We start from the raw sequence: 19,874 nt of genomic DNA on the forward strand, positions 1-19,874 counted from the left end.
ATTAAAAAGCTTTTTATGAAGACCCTCTTTTTGGCGATTCTCTCAATCTTCTTATTGATATGGAACGCCCAAGCTCAGCAACTGTCCAAGGATAGAATACTATCAAAACCAAGTTTCGATTCAATATCCGTTGCGTTCAAAGTAGATTCAATAATGACCAACGGTATACAAAACCATGCTTTTCCCGGAGCTCAGGTGTTGGTTGCCAAAAACAATGAGGTGATTTTTCATAAAGCTTACGGTTACCATACGTATGATAGTATTCAAAAAGTAAGCCTGACCGATGTATACGATTTGGCCTCCGTGACCAAAATTACAGCACCTTTACCAGCTCTCATGAAACTGGTGGATGAGAAAAAACTAAAGTTAGATGTCCCTTTTAGTGCGTATTGGAAACCTTGGCGCAATAGAAAAACTAAGAAGAGTATTACCTTAAGGGAGATACTAAGTCATCAAGCAGGTTTAACACCATATATTGTTTTTTTAAGTAAAGTGATGCAAAATGGGAAGCTGAAAAAAAGATTCATAAAAACCTCAACAAGCAAAAAATTCCAAAAACAGGCCTATCCTAATATTTATATCAAAAACCGCTTTAAACGAAAAATGTACCGTATCATTAATCGTTCAAAAGTTTCTGATGATAAAACCTACAAGTATTCAGGGCTGGCATTTCTTATTTTTCCTGAGCTTATTGCCCAATTGACCCAAACCGATTACCAAACCTATCTACAAAATCAATTCTACAAACCAATTGGCGCCCATACTTTAGGGTTTAATCCATCCATGAAAGATTTTCCAAATGCAATTGTTCCCACCGAAAATGACACACTATTCCGAAAGGATTTGGTGCAAGGATGGGTTCATGATGAAAATGCCTCACTTTTGGGAGGGGTCTCGGGCAACGCAGGATTGTTTGGCACGGCAGATGACTTGGTCAAAATGATGTTGTTATATCAAAATTATGGACTTCATAATGGAAAACAGATGATATCAAAAGAAACCATGAAAGAGTTTACCAGAATCCAGTTTCCGCAAAACGAAAACAGACGTGGGTTGGGTTTTGACAAACCTTTGATAGGGAATGACACGCTAAGCGTAGCAGACGCTTATCCATCTCCCTTAGCGAGCAAATCCAGTTTTGGTCATTCTGGATTCACAGGAACTTTTGCTTGGGCAGACCCAGAAAACCAATTGGTATTTATTTTTCTTTCCAATAGGGTTTATCCAACAAGAGCGCATCGGAACCTCTACGAACTAAACATAAGAACAACGTTACAGCATATTTTTTATGAAGCCTTCTTACTGAATGGGCCAAAAATTAAATAGGTATTCATTATCTTGTTCGCTCTAGCTATAACCAATGGGACTTCTTTTATTCTACGCATTCATTTCAATTTTCTTTTCATTCCTCTGTTCTATTTTGGAAGCAGTACTCTTGAGCATAACCCCCACGTTTTTAAATCTAAAAAAGCAGGAGGGCAAGGAATACGCAGAGGAGCTGGAACAGTTAAAAAAGGATGTCGACAAGCCTCTAATTGCCATTCTGACTTTAAATACGATTGCCCATACCGTAGGCGCCATCCTCGTGGGCGTTCAGGCCAAAGTAGCTTATGCTGAGCTTTATGGCACCTCAACGTACAACATTTTTGGTATCGAATTTACAGAAGACCTCATGGTAGGTGTCGTATCCACAGTAATGACCATTTTAATTTTGGTGGCATCTGAAATAATTCCAAAAACCATTGGAGCAACATATTGGAAACAATTGGCAAACTTCACCTCCAAAGCCCTTAACATTATGGTCTTCGTACTTAAATGGACAGGTTTATTGTGGTTATTACAATTGTTCACTAGACTAATCGGCAAAAAGGGACATCATGGAAGTGTACTGAGCAGGGAGGATTTTACGGCCATGACAGATATCGCCCATGAGGAAGGTGTTTTCCAGGAATCTGAATCCAAAGTGATAAAAAATCTGTTGAAATTTGATGAAATATTGGCAAAAGATGTCATGACTCCAAGAACCGTCATGAAAATTGCATCAGAAGCGATGACAATCAAAGCCTTTTTTGAAGAGAACAGGCCCCTTCGATTTTCACGTATTCCCCTTTATAAAGAAAGCGTCGATAATATTACGGGCTACTTTTTAAAGGATGAACTCATGGAGGCCATCATCAATAAAAAAGGCAATGAACCTTTAGCGACCATACAAAGGGAAATATTGATCACCAATAGAACCAAACCTATTCCTAACCTATTGGAAAAATTTGTTGAGCAAAAAGAGCATGTATCCCTAGTGGTTGATGAATATGGTTCTGTTAGCGGAATGGTAACCATGGAAGATGTAATCGAAACCTTGCTCGGATTGGAGATAATGGATGAAAGCGATAATGTGGAAGACCTTCAAGTACTGGCAAGAAAGAACTGGGAGAGCAGGGCTAAGCGCTTAGGCATTATTGAAGATAAAAATGAGATAGAGTAATGGAAATAGCTTATTTGCAAACACCTGTAGGTTTGGCAGAGTTTCATGGCGATGAAAATGGGCTTGCTTCTGTATCTGTTTTGAACGAACAAAAACCTATTGGTATAATCCCAGAGGTTTTGGAAGACGTAGTATATCAATTTAAAGAATACTTTGAGGGAACCCGCAAACAATTTGACCTTAAATTGAATCCTACCGGAACCGACTTTCAGAAAAAAGTTTGGGAAGCATTACAACAAATTCCTTATGGGAAAACCGTTTCTTATTTAGAACTTTCCAAAACACTGGGCGATACAAAAGCAATTCGCGCCGTAGCTGCGGCCAATGGTAAAAACCCATTATGGATCGTAGTTCCCTGTCATCGCGTCATTGGGAGCAATGGAGATTTGGTTGGCTATGCCGGTGGACTACACCGAAAAAGGTGGCTATTGGAACACGAGAGCCCCGTAAAGCAAACTTCGCTATTTTAAGAGTTCTTTTTTAATCCCCACAAGTAATCTCACTCAAAGCATTTGCACTGTCAGTCGCATCATTTTTTGAAAATGAATCATTGAAAAGAACAAACTTATCAATAGCATGACCAGAAGATCGCGCCGAAATTTCCATGGTGTACGTACCGGGAGCATCAAACGTTACAAAAATATCATGTGCATCATTATCCGATGTAGATGATTGCCACTTAAAGCTTAAATCATTACCACTCCTATAAATTTTAAACCATCCGTCTTTACTTGAACCTTCTGGAGTAGGTGATTTATCCCTACCAGCCGGATATACGATACTGCCATTTCCTTTTTCACCAAAAAAATCATCGGCGTCATCAAAGCGTAACCAGGTATCGTTATGTTCTGTGCCGTTATTACCTGTTTTTACGGAAGACCTCCAAATAAATTGATAGGTTCCCGTATTGGTTATGCTGATTTTAAAAGTAGTTAGTCCACTCCCAGGATTTCCCAAGGATTGACTCCCCGTCCAAACCATATAGCCTTCCCCAGTATGATCTGTATCCGTGCTTTGTAATTCCCAATCTCCAGAAAACTCCGCATTTTCAAACTCAACGTTTACCAAACCATCCTTTTCATTAAAAACAAAGCTGCCCGGGTCTGAACATTCGCTAACTGTATCTGGTGGGGTTTTTGGTTCTTCAGAACCTTCTTCAGGTATTTCACTTTCCGTCTGACCATCTTCATCAGATGAATCTGAACACGAAACGCTCCATACCAATATGAGCGCCATGGATACATATTTTAAAGTTCTAATGGAAAAATCAATGTTTGGGGATTTCATTATAGTTGATTTGGGGTATGTTAAAAGCAAAAAGTTTATCTCTTTTAATAACGGCATTCCTTATCAATTCTTTTACCGGTTATCGATTAATCCTAAAATATTTATCTTTCCTAAAGATTTTACTTACTTAAAAACAATGCTTTACAAACTTAACCTAGAACATATCCTCTTTTTGGATATAGAAACTGTACCCCAAAAACCAAGCTTCTCAGATTTAGATGAAGATTTTCAAATACTTTGGGAGCAGAAGTCCCAATATCAAAGAAAGGACGAAATAAGCGCCGAAGACTTTTATGAACGTGCAGGGATATGGGCAGAATTTGGAAGGGTGGTCTGTATTTCTGTGGGGTATTTTGTTTTGAAAGGAGAAATTCGAAATTTTAGGGTGACTTCTTTTTATGGAGAAGAGGTTGAATTGCTAAAACAATTTAAACAATTGCTCCAGGACCATTTTAATCAGGCCAGACATTTGCTCTGTGCCCATAATGGTAAGGAATTCGATTTTCCATACATTGCCCGGCGTATGGTCATTAACGGCATGAATCTTCCCTATAAACTGGACCTGTTCGGAAAAAAACCTTGGGAAGTATCACATTTGGATACCATGGAACTTTGGAAATTTGGTGATTACAAACACTATACTTCCCTAAAGCTCCTGGCCCATGTATTGGGCATTCCATCTCCAAAAGAAGACATGGACGGTAGCATGGTCAAAGATGTTTTTTATGAAGAAAATGATTTGGACCGAATTGTTTCGTACTGTGAATTGGATGTGATTACCACGGCACAGGTTTTCCTTAAATTGCGTAACGAAGCATTATTGGAGCAGGAAGAAATTAAAAGAGTATAACTGTCAACTGAAGCAATGTTTTTTGTAGAAGTTTCAACTTTCCAAACTCGGTTGAAACTATTGAGCCTGTTTTGAAAAAGTACCTATGAGAACTATTTAGTTTTTATAAAATTTAGAACTTTTCATTCCTGAGTGATCCTCCACTACCAAAACGTATAGTCCAGATGCCAAATCTGAAACATTGATACGCTCGTCAATGGCACTCCCTTTTTTTACAATATTGCCAGAAGTGGTAACAATGGAATACATGGCATCTTCCGATAGTTTGGCATCTAAAGCTATCCATTCCGTTGCAGGGTTTGGAAAAACCTTTACCGTTAATTCTTCATTAAATCCTAAAGGCTCATAAATCAAAAGTTCTGTTTCCGTACCATTGAATTCAAACTTGACTTCATCAGAAAAATCGGAAACCATATTTTCGGTACAAATAGAGCGAATTCTTGCTGTGTATATAGTTCCAACTTGTAAATTGGTAAGTTCATAATTGTTCTTCCATAGCAACTCATTTTTCCAATTCTCCTCGGTAGAGGCTTTGTACTGAACTTCAAAAAGTGTTTCCTCTGCGTCTGACCAAGCGATGTTTAAAGCATTATCTGATGACGAAAGCAAGGTTACTTCAGATGGTACATCAATAGTACATTTAGAAACTTGGACGCCAGAAACGATAAGCGAAAAATCCTGTAATCCATTTTTTAATCCACCTTTATGGGTAATCGTAATCGTATAGTCGCCTTTTGCATTCGCAACCTCTACCCGTTCAAAGGGATCCACCAAATTATCACCTTTTATGGCAGAATCATTTGCTTTTGCAGGATTCAATTTCCAGGGAAAATAAGTTGAGCCATTTTTTGTAATCCTAATGTCTAGGTCGTTCGTTAACGCAGCTGTCCTGTTATTCAAGTCACCTCTATTGATGTATTCACCTTCGGGGTCTGTCCAAGAAATAGAAGCCATTAATGTTTCTGTTCCATTGGCAGAGACCGTTAAGGAAAATGTATCCCCTTCAGCAAGGCTTTCTTCTTCCATAAGCGTACTGAAACCTTTGTTCTGTAATGTTACGGCAGCGGATTTTACATTTATTACACCCCACCCCATTTTATAGTCTGGTCCTTTTGCACCTACATCATCTGCTGTGTGCAATGCCAATCCTTTAAGTGTTGCCGCTTTCATATAAGTACCGAACAACTCTTCGTGATACTGTTGCAACAACAGAAGGGAACCTGTTACGCCTGGTGCCGCCATAGAAGTGCCAATAGAAGTGTCGTAGCTTGAATTGTTCGTTGAACTTGTGGAAAATATAGAAGACCCATCACCTGCCAAGTCTGGTTTTATTCTACCGTCATCAACTGGACCTAAACTGCTATAGGCTGCAATATGAGCTTCTTTTAGCTCTCCCTTGTTTCCAATTTTAGTATTAGCCCCAGCAATGGTAAGTCCGTTCTTAGATGTACCAAATCCGAGCAATAAATCAAACCCATCTGCGGTTTTTCCAAAACTTGGCGATTCGTTATCATATGATCTTTGAGCATTGCCAGCAGCATTTACCATTAAATAGTATGGAGCATTGTACATGATCTTGTCCCAATCCTGTGAGACTTTAATGTATGATCCAAAATACCAGTCGGGCACTCTGTCGGACTTTATTCCGTAGGAATGGTTGCTCAACAACAGGCCATTAGCTGCAGCTTCTGCCACTTCTATTTTGTCCCTTGTCCAATCGTGCGTTAGTGCTTGTGCGCCATAGGCGACTCCCTTTGCATTGGGACGTATACCTGAGGATATAAGGTTTCCCGTAACCAAAGTGGCATGCAAGCTTACTTCGTTGGTATTGTCCGAATTCTTTGCACGGTCATCAAATTCTTGGTGTGTAGTCAATGCAACTCCCGCATCCCATACACCTACCTGAAGACCGCTACCATTTAGACCCAAGTTTAGGAGTCCATCCTCGTAAAGGGCATTCGCCCTGGATACTTGATGCGAAAAATCATTTAATGTGGTATAAAAAAGTGGAGTGCCATCCGTTCCAATATCTTGTAATGCTATGACTGTACCATCTTGTAACTTCTCAGATTTCTTCCAACCTTTTGTTTTCAGTATTTGATCTATTCTGAATTGTTTGGATTGGTGCTCCACTTCCATTTTAGATACAAAAGAAGAAATGTTATGGTGATCATAACTGGATTTGATGGATTCTATACTGGTTTTTGACTGTCCAGATACAGTTAAAAAACTTAATAATGAAATGATTACGTATAAGTAGTTTCCAGTTGCACAAGTAAGTTTCTTGTAGTACATGCTTAAACAGATTAGGTAAGATTTGGACTACAAAGTTATTTATCAATTCATGATAAATCGATAAAAACACCTGTTATTTCGATGAAATACTACGAATTTAGAAGTGACCTGTTGTGTAAGTGCATTTTTATGTTGCGAAAAAAATTCTTTCTATTGGATTAGTTATTTTCTTTCAACAGAATATAAACAGGAAAGTGATCACTGTAACCTCCAAGATACTTTTTCCCCGCAAATGTTCGGAATGGATTTCCCTTATATTTTTCTTTTCGCTCCTTGAGAAAATTCGGAGCAAATACACTGGCTTTTTTAAACGTATGGGTTCCCTTTTCATAGTTTAAAAAACTGTGTGAAATCAAAATTTGATCAAAAAGACTCCATTTTCCCTTATAATTTGCACTTCCCGTAGAAGGTGAGAGCAGCTTTTGCATTGGGTTCATAAACATGCCCGTCTCCATAAGTGTTTTAATACTTTTGGAATTGGGGTTGTCGTTAAAATCGCCCATTATGATATAATTGGAAACCGCTGTATTAAGACTTTCTATTTTTTGTAGAATCGTGTGGGCGGCTTTTATTCTTTTATAACTTGTTGCAGTGGCACCATCCCTGCGCGATGGCCAATGATTTACAAAAATATGCACCTCTTCTTGGTGCAACCTACCGAGTACATATAGAATGTCGCGGGTAAAATCACGCTCCCCGTTTGAGTTATCCACAATTAAGGGAATCGTATCGGATTCCAAAACAGTAAAGTGTTCTTTATTATAAAGTAAAGCGGTATCTATCCCCCTTTCATCCGGCGAGTCGAAATGTACATACGCATAATCAATATCCTTTAGTGATTTTTCGTGCAGTAGCGTCTGGATAACATTTTTGTTCTCCACTTCGGCCAAACCTATTAAAACCGGAGATGCCCCACTATCTTCCTTTCCTATAGATGCTATAGCTTTGGCTAGCTTTTTGGCTTTTCCAAAATATTTGTCCTCATCCCAATTTCGCATCCCTATTGGAGTAAAATCATCATCAAGGGTATGGGGGTCATCCTTTAGGTCAAAAAAATTCTCAAGATTGTAAAATGCTATGGTAGAATAATCTTCCAGCTGATTCAATGTATATGATGTTAATATGGATTGAAGTTCAATAAAAACACAAAGTACAAAAAAGGCTTTCAAACATTGTTTAGATTTGCATATTAATTGTTTTTAATGCTAGAAAAAAAGAGTATAGATTATGAGAAGGCGGTGCTTATTGGAGTGATCAATAAGGACCAAGATGAGAGCAAGGTCAAAGAATACCTAGATGAACTGGAATTCTTGACCTATACCGCTGGCGGCGAGGTAACCAAAAGATTTACGCAGCGCATAGATGTCCCCAACCCAAAAACCTACATAGGCAGCGGTAAAATGGAAGAGGTAGAGCGGTATGTAAAACAAAACGAGATAGGTTCGGTAATTTTTGATGACGAGCTCTCCCCTGCGCAACAGAACAATATTGAAAAGCTCCTTCGCTGTAAAATATTGGACAGAACAAGTCTTATCCTCGATATTTTTGCACAACGTGCACAGACCAGCTATGCACGCACACAAGTAGAATTGGCCCAGTACGAATATCTTTTGCCTAGGTTAACCGGACTTTGGACACACTTGGAGCGCCAACGTGGGGGTATTGGAATGCGCGGTCCGGGGGAAACGGAGATTGAAACAGATAGAAGGATTGTTCGTGACCGAATCTCACTCTTAAAAAAGAAGCTTGCCAAAATAGACCGGCAAATGGAAACCCAAAGAGGCAACCGAGGTGCGCTAGTAAGAGTAGCTTTGGTAGGGTATACCAATGTGGGCAAATCCACTTTAATGAACGTGATAAGTAAAAGTGAGGTCTTTGCAGAGAATAAGTTGTTTGCCACACTAGATACTACCGTAAGGAAGGTCGTAATTGGCAACCTCCCCTTTTTATTGAGCGATACTGTAGGTTTTATCAGAAAGTTGCCTACGCAATTGGTGGAAAGTTTCAAAAGTACCTTGGACGAGGTACGGGAAGCGGATCTATTGTTACATGTAGTCGATATATCCCACCCTAATTTTGAAGAGCATATCGCATCCGTAAATCAAATCCTGGATGAAATCAAGAGTGCCGACAAAAAAAACATTATGGTCTTTAACAAAATAGACCTTTATAAGCCCGAAACCATTGACGAAGACGACTTGGTCACCGAACGAACCGAAGCTCATTTTACCATTGAAGATTGGAAAAAAACGTGGTACAACAAAATAGGTGATCGCGCGCTGTTCATCTCTGCGCTCAACAAGGAAAATCTTGATGAGTTTAGAAAACGGGTGTACAATGAGGTTCGCGATATTCATGTGACTCGCTTTCCATATAACAATTTTTTATATCCAGAGCATTTGGATGAATATCATTGATTGAAAGGTAATTCTTGTTAAAATAAATACGTTTACAATCCCAGTATTTTTACCTTTCATAACAATTGGTAATTCCCACTTTGGAACATACGCATCTTTTGATCGATAAAACGCAACCATTAACCTGTTCTACCACAACTTTTTGCAGGTTCACAACAAAAGTTTAAGGACAAACCACAGAAATCCTAGATTTATAATGTGTTTAAGTGATAGTGTTACAAACCTAATCTTTCATAAACTTAACCTACTTAGAGCTTGGTTTTTAAAACACCCCAAATTACACATAACCCCATAAAAAAAGCCCCTCGGATCGAGCGGCTTTTTTAGTATAATAATTTCTCTCTTTCTATTAAAACGAATAGCTCAGACCTAAGGTCCAATAGGTTTGTAGTTCGTTGTCAATGGTATCGAAAGTAGCATCGGCATTTGGGGTTGGGGCCAAGTTTACTATATAGTTTAAGGTTTCTTGTTTGTTGTTTCTCAGGCCAAAATCAAACCCTACCCCTATTACTTTCCATAGCGTATATGCAAAGGAATTGGTCCAGGTCCAATTACTCAAATCCCCGTCTTCATAGCTTTGGAACATGGACAGGTTACTTTTAAAATTGATCGCGCCAATTTTCTTGGTGTAATCCGCTACGATCTTGGCACCTGCCGAAGATTCAAAAATGGTATCCTCACTACTAAAGACAAAGTTGTAGTTGAGCGGATGGATCACAACCACCAAATCTTGAATGGGCGTCCATGTGGCACCGACCCCTACGTCCAAATACCCAGGATCGTTAAAGTTGCTCAACAATGTAGTACGATATTCGACCAATCCAGATATGGCAAATTTCTCACTGAGCTTCCTTCCATAGAGCGAAGAAATATTGAATACATCCGTAGCTTCCCTAAAGCTATCATCGTCCGTTGGATCATCTTTATCATCCAATTTCACCCAGGCCAAGTTAACGTTGGCCGCATTGCGCCAAAAGAATTTTTCTTCCTGTAGATTGGCGTAGGCATTGACCGTAAAACCAATATTCCCGGATGAGTTGTTGGGAATTCCCTGGGCAAACCAATTGTTGAATTCAGAGATACTTCCCCCAATGGTTCCAAAAGCCCCTATTTTCCAACCGGGCAAGGCATCTAGCTTGGCCTGTAGGGCATTCACCCGAGCCTGAATAGCAGCAATGGAGTCTTTTTTAGGAGCCATTTCAGACTTTAGCTCTTCTGCTGTTTGTGCGCTACCGGTCAGCATCATAAAAAAGGCTACCGTAGCTAAAAGTAGTTGTTTCATAGTATGGAGTTTAATGTTTAGACCCCAAAAATAAGAAATGTCACTTTTAAAGGTAAAGTTTTGCTCCACTGACTACTGACTCCTAACTTCTGATTCCTGATTCCTGATTTCTGATTTCTGATTTCCAAAAAATAACCTTTCACCCTTTACCCAAAACCCTACACACAACAACTTTTACCCAAAACCCTTCACCCAAAATCCAAAAACCCCCAACCGTCAACCCAAACCCTGCATCCGTCAATTGACATGGGCAACTTGTCCATAATACACCTTTCTTGCGCCAATAACGCAAAACAATAAACCCATGAAAAAAATACGCTTTTCAATTCTGACGATACTATCCGTTGGAATGTTCGCACTCTCCTGTTCCAGTGATGACAATGGAACCACGACCACGCCCGACGACAAGACCAATTCCGCTCCCGTGATCACCAACCAGACCACAACGGCAGAAGTGGACGAAGATGCCAACACTACCCTTACTATCTTTACCGTGATCGCAACCGATGCCGATGCGGAAGATACCCTTACCTTTGAAATCACGGGCGGAAACGGCCAAGGGCTATTCAACATAAATGAGAATGGCCTGATCACCTTGGTAGATGGCAAATACCTTGACTTTGAGACCGTCTCCGAGCACAGCATCACCGTGACCGTCTCCGACGGCAATGGTGGCACGGACCAGATCAGCATACAGATAACCGTGCAGAACGTTATTGAACTGCTTGAGGATCTGGAATCTTTTGTCTTTACTTTGAAGACCACTGTCGCCGACGAGGTCTTCAGCATAACAACATTCGGAGAGGATGTCGATTTCCAAATTGATTGGGGTAACGGACAGGGACAGGAACATAAAATCGGCGAAGGGGAAGTGGGCCTTATCCATCAATACCAAGATCCGGGCACTTACACCGTGGCCTTAAAGGGACAAATGGACCGATTGATCTTTGGAGGACAGGAATCTTTGCAGACTGTGGAGCAATGGGGAAATACGACCTGGAAAAGCATGGATTATATGCTTTATCTGGATAATCTTAATGTTATTATAACTGTAAATGCGAAGGATAAACCCGATCTTGCCCAATGTACATCCATGCTAGGCGCTTTTGTCAATGCAGATTTCAAACAGGATATCAACGATTGGGATGTAAGCAAGGTAACCAACATGTATGGCACCTTTGCTTACAATACCACGTTCAATCAGGATATAAGCGGTTGGGATGTAAGCAAGGTTCAAAATATGTCCGCAATGTTCTATGAGGCCACGGCGTTCGATCAAGATCTGGGAGGTTGGGACATAGGTAATGTTGTAGGCATGGAAGACATGTTCAGTGACTCCGGGATGTCCGCCCCTAACTTTTCCAATACGCTTATTGGGTGGTCCGAACTAGATGGGGTACAGCCAGATGTAACATTGGGTGCAGATGGAGTAGATCTCTGCGAAGGTGACGGGTTCAACGCTTATACAGCCCTTTCAGCTAATCCACACTGGATTATTACTTATAGGAATATCGTTCCCTGTAATTAAACTTAGTTTTTAATACAATGGGCCACCGGGGAACTTTACGTTTTTTGGTGGTCTTTTGGTTTGGAGTCAGTGATCAGATGTCCGATGTCCGATGTCCGATGTCCGATGTCCGATGTCCGATGTCCGATGTCCGATGTCTGATGTCTGATGTCTGATGTCTGATGTCTGAAAAATAAAATTCGAAGTGAAGGACCTAGACCAAAAAGGACAAGAGCGGTTATTTTTTTTTCTTGTACAACGGCACCGAAGAACAGGCCTCCCCGTACATGACGCTCTTGGCCACTTGCTGTATTTTGGTGATGGCCATTAGATAAGCGTTTTGGGGAACAGGTTTGTTGGAACACCCTTTAATGATAACGGGCTTATCTGCAAAAGAACTCACATCCAGTTTTTCCAATTTTTCCTGGTAAAGGGATGTCTCTAAAGTTTCCAGATCACCGACCATTACTTTTTTGGCGAAGGGGTTTAATTTTGCGGTCACCAACATAAAGGCCCAACCGGGCACAATGGCATCCGAAGAACAGGTCAACGCCATATAATTGTCTTGGTACACGGCCCAGTCGACTGCTTCCAAATAGCTTCTAAACTCTTTTTCCCTAAGAATAAAACCTTCGTACAGCCAATCCTTAATATCAAGAACGGTACGCTTCCCTTCAGGATAGAGTTCTTCAAGGTCGAAGGTGATCAGTTTGCTCTGTGCTACTCTGTTTACTATTTCAGACATAAGATTTGAGATTTGAGTATTGAGACTAAGTACTCAATACTAAGTTCTAACATCTATTTTACAACATCCCCAGCTCCAATTTGGCCTCTTCGCTCATCAGTTCTTGGGTCCAAGGGGGATCAAAGGTGATCTCTACCTCAACATCTTTCAAAGCATCCAATGACTTTACCTTTTCTTCCACTTCGACCGGTAATGTTTCGGCCACGGGGCAGTTTGGTGAGGTAAGCGTCATCAATATTTTTGCATCGTACTCTTCGTTGATAAACACATCGTATATCAGCCCCAACTCATAAATATCAACGGGTATCTCAGGGTCATAGATGGTTTTTAGGACCCTAACTATCTTTTCGCCCAATTCGGCGGTATCTATTGTTGTAATTTCTTCACTCATTTTTGTCTTAATTCAATTGTGTTTGATACGCCACTGCGTATAGTTTCAACTGTTTTATCATACTTACCAATCCATTTGCCCTAGTGGGGGACAAATGTTCCTTAAGCCCTATTTCATCTATAAACTGTGTGCTGGCATCAATAATTTCCTGAGGTTTTTGATTGCTAAAGGCACGTATTAAAATCGCAATGATTCCTTTGGTGATGATTGCATCGCTATCGGCGGTAAAGACCAATTTATCTTCTTCCAGTTCGGCATGCACCCATACTTTGCTCTGGCATCCTTTTATGATGTTATCATCGGTTTTATATTGTTCGTCTATCAACGGCAATGATTTCCCCAATTCGATCATATATTCATAGCGTTGCATCCAATCATCGAACATGCTAAACTCGTCTATGATATCTTCTTGTATTTTTTCTATGGTCATGTATCGGTTTTGTTCAAAAGTACAATTAGGAGTGTTGCTAATCAAGCCTTTAAGATAAAGATAACTATTGGATTACAGCAACATGTTTCTAGCTCGCTTTACGCCTTCCACCAGAACATCAACTTCTTCTTTGGTATTGTAAAAACTAAAACTTGCCCTCACCGTTCCTGGAATCTGATAAAAATCCATAATGGGCTGGGCGCAGTGGTGTCCGGTACGAACGGCAATCCCCAATTTATCTAAAATAGTGCCTATGTCATACGGATGTATTCCTTCGATATTAAAGGAAATGACAGATGTCTTATTTTCTGATGTTCCATAGATTTTTAGGCCTTCAATGGTCAGCAATTGCTCCGTAGCATACTGAAGCAATTCTTCCTCATAGGCAGCAATGGCATTGAATCCAATACCATTCATGTAGTCCAAAGCAGCACCAAAGGCTATTCCTCCGCATATATTGGGAGTTCCTGCTTCAAATTTATGAGGTAAATCGGCATACGTAGTTTTTTCAAAAGTTACCTCGGCAATCATTTCCCCTCCTCCTTGGTATGGTGGTAACTTTTTAAGCCATTCTTCTTTTCCATAAAGCATTCCAACGCCTGTAGGGCCACAAACTTTGTGCGCGGACACCGTATAAAAGTCCACATCCAAAGCCTGCACGTCCGCTTTTATGTGAGGAGCGGCCTGAGCTCCATCTATCAAAACCGCTGCTCCAACATTGTGGGCCGCACTAATAATTTCCGTTATTGGGTTAATGGTTCCCAACGCATTGGAAATATGATTACAGAAAACAAGTTTGGTCTTATTTGAAAGTAACATATGAAATTCTTCCATGACCAATTCACCGTTTTGGTTCATCGGAATCACTTTTAAAACTCCTCCCGTACGTTCACAGAGCATTTGCCACGGAACTATATTGGAATGGTGCTCCATTGCGGAGACCAAGACCTCGTCACCTGCCATTATAAATGAAGTAAATCCGTTCGCAACCAGATTAATACTATGTGTCGTTCCCGAGGTCAATATTACCTCGTGCGATTTGGCAATATTAAAATGCTCTTGGATTTTGAGTCGTGCCGCTTCATAGGCATCCGTGGCTTCTTGGGAAAGCGAGTGTACTCCTCTGTGAATATTGGCATTGTACTTTTGATAATATTCCACAATAACATCAATCACCTGTTGTGGTGTTTGCGATGTTGCTGCATTGTCCAAATACACTAAGGGTTTCCCGTTGACTTCTCTATTCAGGATAGGGAAATCTTCTCTTACTTTTTTTATGTCGAGCATAGCAATCAAAATAGATTGCAAAGATACTTACAATAGGGGAATACTGTTATAAGGCCCAAGGTAATTCCCCGGGCCAGTTGATTGAAATATACTAGAAACGGAAGCCTGCGCCGAACTTTAAAAACCCTAAGTCTTGCTCGATATCAGATAAGCCGGGGTTCTCGATGTTATACTGAATATAATCATACTGTGCCTGTATGAAAAAGCGCTTTGTAATATCGTATGATAGTCCTAAGTTGATATTTATTCCTCCATCCGTAGATGTTTCTGAACTTCCCTCTTCCAATCCAGGAAAGTCACCGTCAAACTTGGATGTTATTGCGGTATAACCCAATCCAATGGACGGTCTGAGCTTTTCCAAGGCAGGAATCTTGAACTCCATAAAAACCTTAGGTTGAATCACCCAATTTGTTTCATCAAAATCAAAAGTTTCACCATCAGCGAATGTGCGTAAATCATCACGAAAAACCCCTGCATTTATACCTGCTCCAAGTCGAGCAAAACCGATTTCCAGAAATCTGTATTTTAGCCCTAGGTCAATAATTGCCGGATTGTCATTGCCCAAGTCATCGCCAATAGAAGTAGGATAATTGGCTTCAACACTCCATTTTTTCTCTTGTGCGGTCAATGAAATTGTGGCAAGGAGCACTAATGAAAATAAAATTTTTCTTGTCATTTTTTGATTGTTTAAATTGATGTTATTCAAGCTAAACTACTTCAAAAAATTCCCTTAAATTCTAACTATTTTGTTAATGGTTCCTTATATCTTGTTAAAGATTGTAACTATAAAATCTACGAATAATTACAATTCAAAACCTACACGAACCCCTAGTTTATTGGCAATCAGTTTATTGATTCTAGTTTTCAGCTCGGGGATACGAACACTTTCTAAAACGTTATTGGCAAAAGCATACATTAACAATGCCGTGGCCTCTTTTTTGGGAATTCCACGAGACTGTAAATAGAATAATGCATCTTCATCCAACTGGCCAATGGTACAACCGTGAGAACACTTTACATCATCCGCAAATATTTCTAATTGTGGTTTTGTATTTATCGTTGCCCTATCACTGATCAAGATATTGTTGTTCTGTTGAAAAGCATTTGTTTTTTGGGCAATCTTGTCCACAATGATCTTCCCGTTAAAAACACCCGTAGAATTTTCTCCAAAAATACCCTTGTAATCTTGATGACTTTCACAATTGGGCTGTGCATGGTGCACCAAGGTATGGTGATCCACATGCTGCTTTTCTCCTAATATGGTTACGCCCTTTAAGACAGAATCCATACGTTCCCCATTTTGATAAAAATTGAGATTGTTACGTGTTAGTTTTCCGCCAAAGGAAAACGTATGTACGCGAACCACGCTATTATCTTTTTGGGAGATGTACGTATTGTCTACTAATGACGCTGTGTTTTCATCGTTCTGCACTTTGTAGTAATCCACAATAGCGTCTTTAGCCGCAAATATTTCCGTAACAGAATTGGTAAAGACCTCGTTACCTGTTAGACTTTGATGACGTTCTATAATCTGAACTTCGGCATTTTCCTCTACAATCACCAAATTCCTTGGTTGAAGCATTAAAGCTGCTTCGTTACCTGTTGCCAGATGAATAATCTGAATGGGCTTTTTTGGTGCTTTGCTCTTAGGGATATAGATATAAGCTCCTTCTTTGCTAAATGCAGTGTTCAAGGTCGTTAAAGACTCATCTTTTGAGGCTACTTTGTTGAAATATACATCTATGACCGCTTTGTACTGTGGCTTTGTCAGCGCCGCACTCATTAAGCATACATCTACGCCATCATGCGTGGTTTCGGACAAATAGGAACTGTACACCCCATCTATAAAAACTATCTTATAGGTGTCTATCTCATGAAGAAAATACTGTTTGATGTCCTTGTACTCCAATGTGTTCTCCTGCCTTGGAAAAATACTGAAATCCACCTTTTGGATAGCGTTCAAAGAAGTATATTTCCAAGCTTCCTCTTTTTTGGAGGGAAAGCCTTTAGCCTCAAAATTCTTAATTGCTTCGGAGCGAACTTCATGTACCGGGTGGTCTAGGTCAATGTTGTTCTCAAAAGCTATAAATGAAGAAAGTAATTTATCTTTTAAATCCATAGTATTCAGTTGACAGTTGACGGTTGAAAGTTAACAGTAGAGTACTGCTTACGGACCACCGCATTCTGAAATTAAACAATTGCTTCTTGTTTGATCCAGTCGTAACCTTTCTCTTCCAATTCCAATGCCAAATCCTTGTTACCGGATTTTACAATTTTACCATCGTGAAGCACATGCACATAATCGGGCACTATATACTCCAACAATCTTTGGTAATGGGTAATCACGATGATGGCATTTTCTTTTCCCCTGAGCTTGTTCACCCCATCGGCAACGATACGCAATGCATCAATATCCAAACCCGAATCGGTCTCATCCAAAATAGCCAATTTTGGTTCTAGCATAGCTAATTGAAATATTTCATTTCGCTTTTTCTCACCGCCTGAAAATCCTTCGTTTAACGAACGTGACAAAAATTTTCTATCGATTTCCAACATTTCAGATTTCTCACGAATCAGTTTCAACATTTGGTTGGCGGGCATATCCTCCAGACCTCTTGCTTTTCTTGATTCGTTGATTGCTGTTTTCATAAAGTTCGTAACAGAAACCCCAGGGATTTCCACAGGGTACTGAAACGAAAGGAATATTCCTTTATGAGCTCTTTCTTCTGGGGCTAAATCTTCCAGATCTTCACCTTCCAAGGCTATGCTGCCTTTTTTGATTTCAAATTCTTCCTTCCCCGCAATAACGGATGCCAAAGTACTTTTACCTGAACCGTTCGGTCCCATTATAGCGTGAACTTCTCCTGCATTTACCTCTAGGTTAATTCCCTTCAAGATTTTCTTATCTTCTATGCTTGCGTGTAAATCCTTAATTTCTAACATTTTCAAAAAATTGTATTCTTGGTTTGAATTTTATGATTTCGGCTACGCTCAATCACCTGTAAATTTGGTGGCAGAGCGAAGTCGAAGCTACCCTACCGAACCTTCAAGACTTATCTCCAATAGTTTTTGAGCCTCCACGGCAAACTCCATAGGTAGTTTGTTCAGAACCTCTTTACTGAATCCGTTGACGATTAGGGCGATAGCCTTTTCGGTATCGATTCCTCTTTGGTTACAATAAAAAATTTGGTCCTCGCCAATTTTACTGGTAGTGGCTTCGTGTTCTATTTGGGCAGACTTATTTTTGGCCTCAATATATGGAAACGTATGTGCACCACAGCGATTTCCCATCAGCAACGAATCGCATTGTGAAAAATTCCTTGCATTTTCTGCCCTGCTATTTACCTGTACCAATCCCCTGTAGCTGTTCTGGGATTGGCCTGCCGAGATTCCTTTGGAAATAATGGTACTCTTGGTGTTCTTTCCCAAGTGTACCATTTTGGTACCTGTATCCGCTTGCTGAAAATTATTGGTTACCGCAATAGAATAGAACTCTCCCACGGAATTATTTCCTTTTAAGATACAAGAAGGATATTTCCAAGTTACTGCTGAACCTGTTTCCACTTGTGTCCAAGAAATCTTCGCATTCTTTTCGCATATCCCTCTCTTGGTTACAAAATTATAAACTCCACCTTCACCTTCTTTGTTTCCGGGAAACCAGTTTTGAACGGTAGAATATTTGATTTCGGCATCGTCCAACGCTATGAGCTCAACAACCGCTGCGTGCAATTGATTTTCATCTCGTGATGGTGCAGTACATCCTTCAAGATAACTTACGTAACTACTTTCGTCCGCTATTACTAAAGTACGCTCAAACTGACCAGTACCTCCTTCATTTATCCTAAAATATGTTGACAGTTCCATTGGACATTTTACACCTTTTGGAATATAACAGAACGATCCATCGGTAAATACTGCCGAATTTAGCGCTGCATAGAAGTTATCCGTTTTTGGAACAACGGTACCCATATATTTTTTCACCAATTCAGGGTGTTCTTGTATTGCCTCGGAAATTGGCATAAAGATGATTCCCTTTTCCGCCAACGTCTTTTTAAATGTTGTTGCAACAGAAACAGAATCCACAACGATATCAACGGCCACATTTTGCAATCTTTTTTGTTCGTCCACGGAAATCCCCAATTTTCGGTACATTTCCAACAACTCTGGGTCTACATCGTCCAACGATTTGTTAGGATCCGCTTTTTTGGGTGCCGAGTAATACGAGATTGCCTGAAAGTCCGGTTTTTCATAACGGACATTTGCCCATTCCGGCTCTTCCATTTTTTCCCAAATGCGAAATGCTTCCAAACGCCATTCAGTCATCCATTCGGGTTCATTTTTTTTCTTGGAAATCGCGCGAACGATTTCTGCGTTCAATCCTTTTGGAAAGGTATCCGATTCAATATCTGTGTAGAAACCATACTCGTACTCTTTGGTTTCCAATTCTTTTTTTAATTCTTCTTCTGTGTATGCCATAAGTGTTCCATTTACCAATATTAAGACTATGAGTCAATTGGTTGATTACTTAAAAAATCTATAAGGAGAAACTTTCTCCACAACCACATGTGCGCTGGGCATTTGGATTATTAAAAACAAAGCCTTTCCCATTCAGTCCACCAGAGTATTCCAAAGTGGTGCCTACCAAGTATAAAAAGCTTTTTTTATCAACAATAATACGGACTGCGTTATCTTCAAAAACCTTATCGGAATCTGTTGAAGCTGTATCAAATTTCAATTCGTATGACAATCCACTGCATCCTCCACTTTTTACACCTACGCGAACAAAGTCTGTAGAAGCGTTAAAGCCTTCCTCGTTCATCATCATCATCACTTTTTGTCTAGCGGTTTCAGAAACTTTAATCATTCTTATTTGGATTTAATAGAAAAGTTAACAAATATAC

General features: G+C 39.9%; 19 protein-coding genes. 6 read left to right on the forward strand and 13 right to left on the reverse strand.

Annotated features, from left to right (window positions below; all coding sequences use genetic code 11):
* The first annotated feature begins 15 nt into the window (after positions 1-15).
* Genes LV716_RS06880 through LV716_RS06890 form a run of 3 tightly spaced genes read left to right on the forward strand, consistent with a single transcriptional unit; the run spans position 16 to position 2,952 of the window.
* Entirely contained in the window at positions 16-1,326 is a 1,311-nt protein-coding gene (locus tag LV716_RS06880) for a serine hydrolase (RefSeq protein ID WP_163417013.1), read from the forward strand.
* A gap of 34 nt (positions 1,327-1,360) precedes the next feature.
* The gene (locus LV716_RS06885; protein ID WP_163417014.1) at positions 1,361-2,482 is read left to right on the forward strand and encodes a CNNM domain-containing protein; all 1,122 of its coding nucleotides are present in this window, start codon (positions 1,361-1,363) and stop codon (positions 2,480-2,482) included.
* Positions 2,482-2,952, forward strand: coding sequence for a methylated-DNA--[protein]-cysteine S-methyltransferase (locus LV716_RS06890; RefSeq protein WP_163417015.1), 471 nt, complete (start codon positions 2,482-2,484; stop codon positions 2,950-2,952). Before LV716_RS06885 ends, LV716_RS06890 begins: the two co-directional genes overlap by 1 nt.
* A gap of 10 nt (positions 2,953-2,962) precedes the next feature.
* Here the strand turns inward: LV716_RS06890 and LV716_RS06895 are convergent, their stop codons facing one another.
* Complete coding sequence (locus tag LV716_RS06895) at positions 2,963-3,769, reverse strand: hypothetical protein (RefSeq protein ID WP_163417016.1); 807 nt, start codon at positions 3,767-3,769, stop codon at positions 2,963-2,965.
* A 136-nt stretch (positions 3,770-3,905) separates the two neighbouring features.
* Between LV716_RS06895 and LV716_RS06900 the strand changes: the two genes are divergently transcribed.
* Positions 3,906-4,619 (forward strand): 3'-5' exonuclease, encoded by a 714-nt coding sequence (locus tag LV716_RS06900; protein ID WP_163417017.1) that lies wholly within the window; start codon positions 3,906-3,908, stop codon positions 4,617-4,619.
* 96 nt (positions 4,620-4,715) lie between these two features.
* Here LV716_RS06900 and LV716_RS06905 read toward each other — a convergent pair whose 3' ends face one another.
* Positions 4,716-6,914: a S8 family serine peptidase gene (locus LV716_RS06905; RefSeq protein WP_163417018.1), complete on the reverse strand. Its 2,199-nt coding sequence runs from the start codon at positions 6,912-6,914 to the stop codon at positions 4,716-4,718.
* Between the two features lie 158 nt (positions 6,915-7,072).
* Positions 7,073-8,083 carry an endonuclease gene (locus tag LV716_RS06910; protein WP_317167632.1) on the reverse strand — a complete coding sequence of 337 codons (1,011 nt, stop codon included), beginning with the start codon at positions 8,081-8,083 and terminating at the stop codon, positions 7,073-7,075.
* Positions 8,084-8,116: 33 nt separating this feature from the next.
* Here LV716_RS06910 and hflX point away from each other — a divergent pair, with 33 nt between their 5' ends.
* Positions 8,117-9,331, forward strand: a complete 1,215-nt coding sequence (gene hflX / locus LV716_RS06915) for a GTPase HflX (protein ID WP_163417019.1) — start codon at positions 8,117-8,119, stop codon at positions 9,329-9,331.
* Between the two features lie 349 nt (positions 9,332-9,680).
* Here hflX and LV716_RS06920 read toward each other — a convergent pair whose 3' ends face one another.
* On the reverse strand, positions 9,681-10,613 hold the full coding sequence (locus tag LV716_RS06920) for a DUF3078 domain-containing protein (RefSeq protein ID WP_163417020.1): 933 nt from the start codon (positions 10,611-10,613) through the stop codon (positions 9,681-9,683).
* Positions 10,614-10,917: 304 nt separating this feature from the next.
* Here LV716_RS06920 and LV716_RS06925 point away from each other — a divergent pair, with 304 nt between their 5' ends.
* Positions 10,918-12,141, forward strand: coding sequence for a BspA family leucine-rich repeat surface protein (locus tag LV716_RS06925; protein ID WP_163417021.1), 1,224 nt, complete (start codon positions 10,918-10,920; stop codon positions 12,139-12,141).
* 217 nt (positions 12,142-12,358) lie between these two features.
* On the opposite strand, the gene LV716_RS06930 is transcribed toward LV716_RS06925, so the two are convergent.
* The 9 genes from LV716_RS06930 to LV716_RS06970 form a co-directional block, all read right to left on the reverse strand.
* A complete protein-coding gene (locus LV716_RS06930; RefSeq protein ID WP_163417022.1) occupies positions 12,359-12,865 on the reverse strand; it encodes a DUF2480 family protein in 507 nt (168 codons plus the stop codon).
* Between the two features lie 58 nt (positions 12,866-12,923).
* A complete protein-coding gene (locus LV716_RS06935; protein WP_163417023.1) occupies positions 12,924-13,256 on the reverse strand; it encodes an iron-sulfur cluster assembly protein in 333 nt (110 codons plus the stop codon).
* A 7-nt stretch (positions 13,257-13,263) separates the two neighbouring features.
* Positions 13,264-13,686, reverse strand: a complete 423-nt coding sequence (locus tag LV716_RS06940) for a SufE family protein (RefSeq protein WP_163417024.1) — start codon at positions 13,684-13,686, stop codon at positions 13,264-13,266.
* 72 nt (positions 13,687-13,758) lie between these two features.
* Positions 13,759-14,973: an aminotransferase class V-fold PLP-dependent enzyme gene (locus LV716_RS06945; RefSeq protein WP_163417025.1), complete on the reverse strand. Its 1,215-nt coding sequence runs from the start codon at positions 14,971-14,973 to the stop codon at positions 13,759-13,761.
* Positions 14,974-15,064: 91 nt separating this feature from the next.
* On the reverse strand, positions 15,065-15,649 hold the full coding sequence (locus tag LV716_RS06950) for an outer membrane beta-barrel protein (RefSeq protein WP_163417026.1): 585 nt from the start codon (positions 15,647-15,649) through the stop codon (positions 15,065-15,067).
* Positions 15,650-15,775: 126 nt separating this feature from the next.
* A complete protein-coding gene (sufD, locus tag LV716_RS06955; protein ID WP_163417027.1) occupies positions 15,776-17,092 on the reverse strand; it encodes a Fe-S cluster assembly protein SufD in 1,317 nt (438 codons plus the stop codon).
* A gap of 71 nt (positions 17,093-17,163) precedes the next feature.
* Positions 17,164-17,916 carry a Fe-S cluster assembly ATPase SufC gene (sufC, locus tag LV716_RS06960; protein WP_163417028.1) on the reverse strand — a complete coding sequence of 251 codons (753 nt, stop codon included), beginning with the start codon at positions 17,914-17,916 and terminating at the stop codon, positions 17,164-17,166.
* An 87-nt stretch (positions 17,917-18,003) separates the two neighbouring features.
* The gene (gene sufB, locus LV716_RS06965) at positions 18,004-19,449 is read right to left on the reverse strand and encodes a Fe-S cluster assembly protein SufB (protein WP_163417029.1); all 1,446 of its coding nucleotides are present in this window, start codon (positions 19,447-19,449) and stop codon (positions 18,004-18,006) included.
* A gap of 58 nt (positions 19,450-19,507) precedes the next feature.
* The gene (locus LV716_RS06970; protein WP_163417030.1) at positions 19,508-19,837 is read right to left on the reverse strand and encodes an iron-sulfur cluster assembly accessory protein; all 330 of its coding nucleotides are present in this window, start codon (positions 19,835-19,837) and stop codon (positions 19,508-19,510) included.
* Between the last annotated feature and the right edge of the window lie 37 nt (positions 19,838-19,874).

The organism is Flagellimonas sp. HMM57 (assembly GCF_021390175.1).
In the GTDB taxonomy this organism is placed as follows: domain Bacteria; phylum Bacteroidota; class Bacteroidia; order Flavobacteriales; family Flavobacteriaceae; genus Flagellimonas.

Bases quoted from the DNA above. Each gene is read 5' to 3' on its own strand.
- LV716_RS06880 (WP_163417013.1), top strand. From the start codon at position 16: ATGAAGACCCTCTTTTTGGCGATTCTCTCAATCTTCTTATTGATATGG.
- LV716_RS06885 (WP_163417014.1), top strand. From the start codon at position 1,361: ATGGGACTTCTTTTATTCTACGCATTCATTTCAATTTTCTTTTCATTC.
- LV716_RS06890 (WP_163417015.1), top strand. From the start codon at position 2,482: ATGGAAATAGCTTATTTGCAAACACCTGTAGGTTTGGCAGAGTTTCAT.
- LV716_RS06895 (WP_163417016.1), bottom strand. From the start codon at position 3,769: ATGAAATCCCCAAACATTGATTTTTCCATTAGAACTTTAAAATATGTA.
- LV716_RS06900 (WP_163417017.1), top strand. From the start codon at position 3,906: ATGCTTTACAAACTTAACCTAGAACATATCCTCTTTTTGGATATAGAA.
- LV716_RS06905 (WP_163417018.1), bottom strand. From the start codon at position 6,914: ATGTACTACAAGAAACTTACTTGTGCAACTGGAAACTACTTATACGTA.
- hflX (WP_163417019.1), top strand. From the start codon at position 8,117: ATGCTAGAAAAAAAGAGTATAGATTATGAGAAGGCGGTGCTTATTGGA.
- LV716_RS06920 (WP_163417020.1), bottom strand. From the start codon at position 10,613: ATGAAACAACTACTTTTAGCTACGGTAGCCTTTTTTATGATGCTGACC.
- LV716_RS06925 (WP_163417021.1), top strand. From the start codon at position 10,918: ATGAAAAAAATACGCTTTTCAATTCTGACGATACTATCCGTTGGAATG.
- LV716_RS06930 (WP_163417022.1), bottom strand. From the start codon at position 12,865: ATGTCTGAAATAGTAAACAGAGTAGCACAGAGCAAACTGATCACCTTC.
- LV716_RS06935 (WP_163417023.1), bottom strand. From the start codon at position 13,256: ATGAGTGAAGAAATTACAACAATAGATACCGCCGAATTGGGCGAAAAG.
- LV716_RS06940 (WP_163417024.1), bottom strand. From the start codon at position 13,686: ATGACCATAGAAAAAATACAAGAAGATATCATAGACGAGTTTAGCATG.
- LV716_RS06945 (WP_163417025.1), bottom strand. From the start codon at position 14,973: ATGCTCGACATAAAAAAAGTAAGAGAAGATTTCCCTATCCTGAATAGA.
- LV716_RS06950 (WP_163417026.1), bottom strand. From the start codon at position 15,649: ATGACAAGAAAAATTTTATTTTCATTAGTGCTCCTTGCCACAATTTCA.
- sufD (WP_163417027.1), bottom strand. From the start codon at position 17,092: ATGGATTTAAAAGATAAATTACTTTCTTCATTTATAGCTTTTGAGAAC.
- sufC (WP_163417028.1), bottom strand. From the start codon at position 17,916: ATGTTAGAAATTAAGGATTTACACGCAAGCATAGAAGATAAGAAAATC.
- sufB (WP_163417029.1), bottom strand. From the start codon at position 19,449: ATGGCATACACAGAAGAAGAATTAAAAAAAGAATTGGAAACCAAAGAG.
- LV716_RS06970 (WP_163417030.1), bottom strand. From the start codon at position 19,837: ATGATTAAAGTTTCTGAAACCGCTAGACAAAAAGTGATGATGATGATG.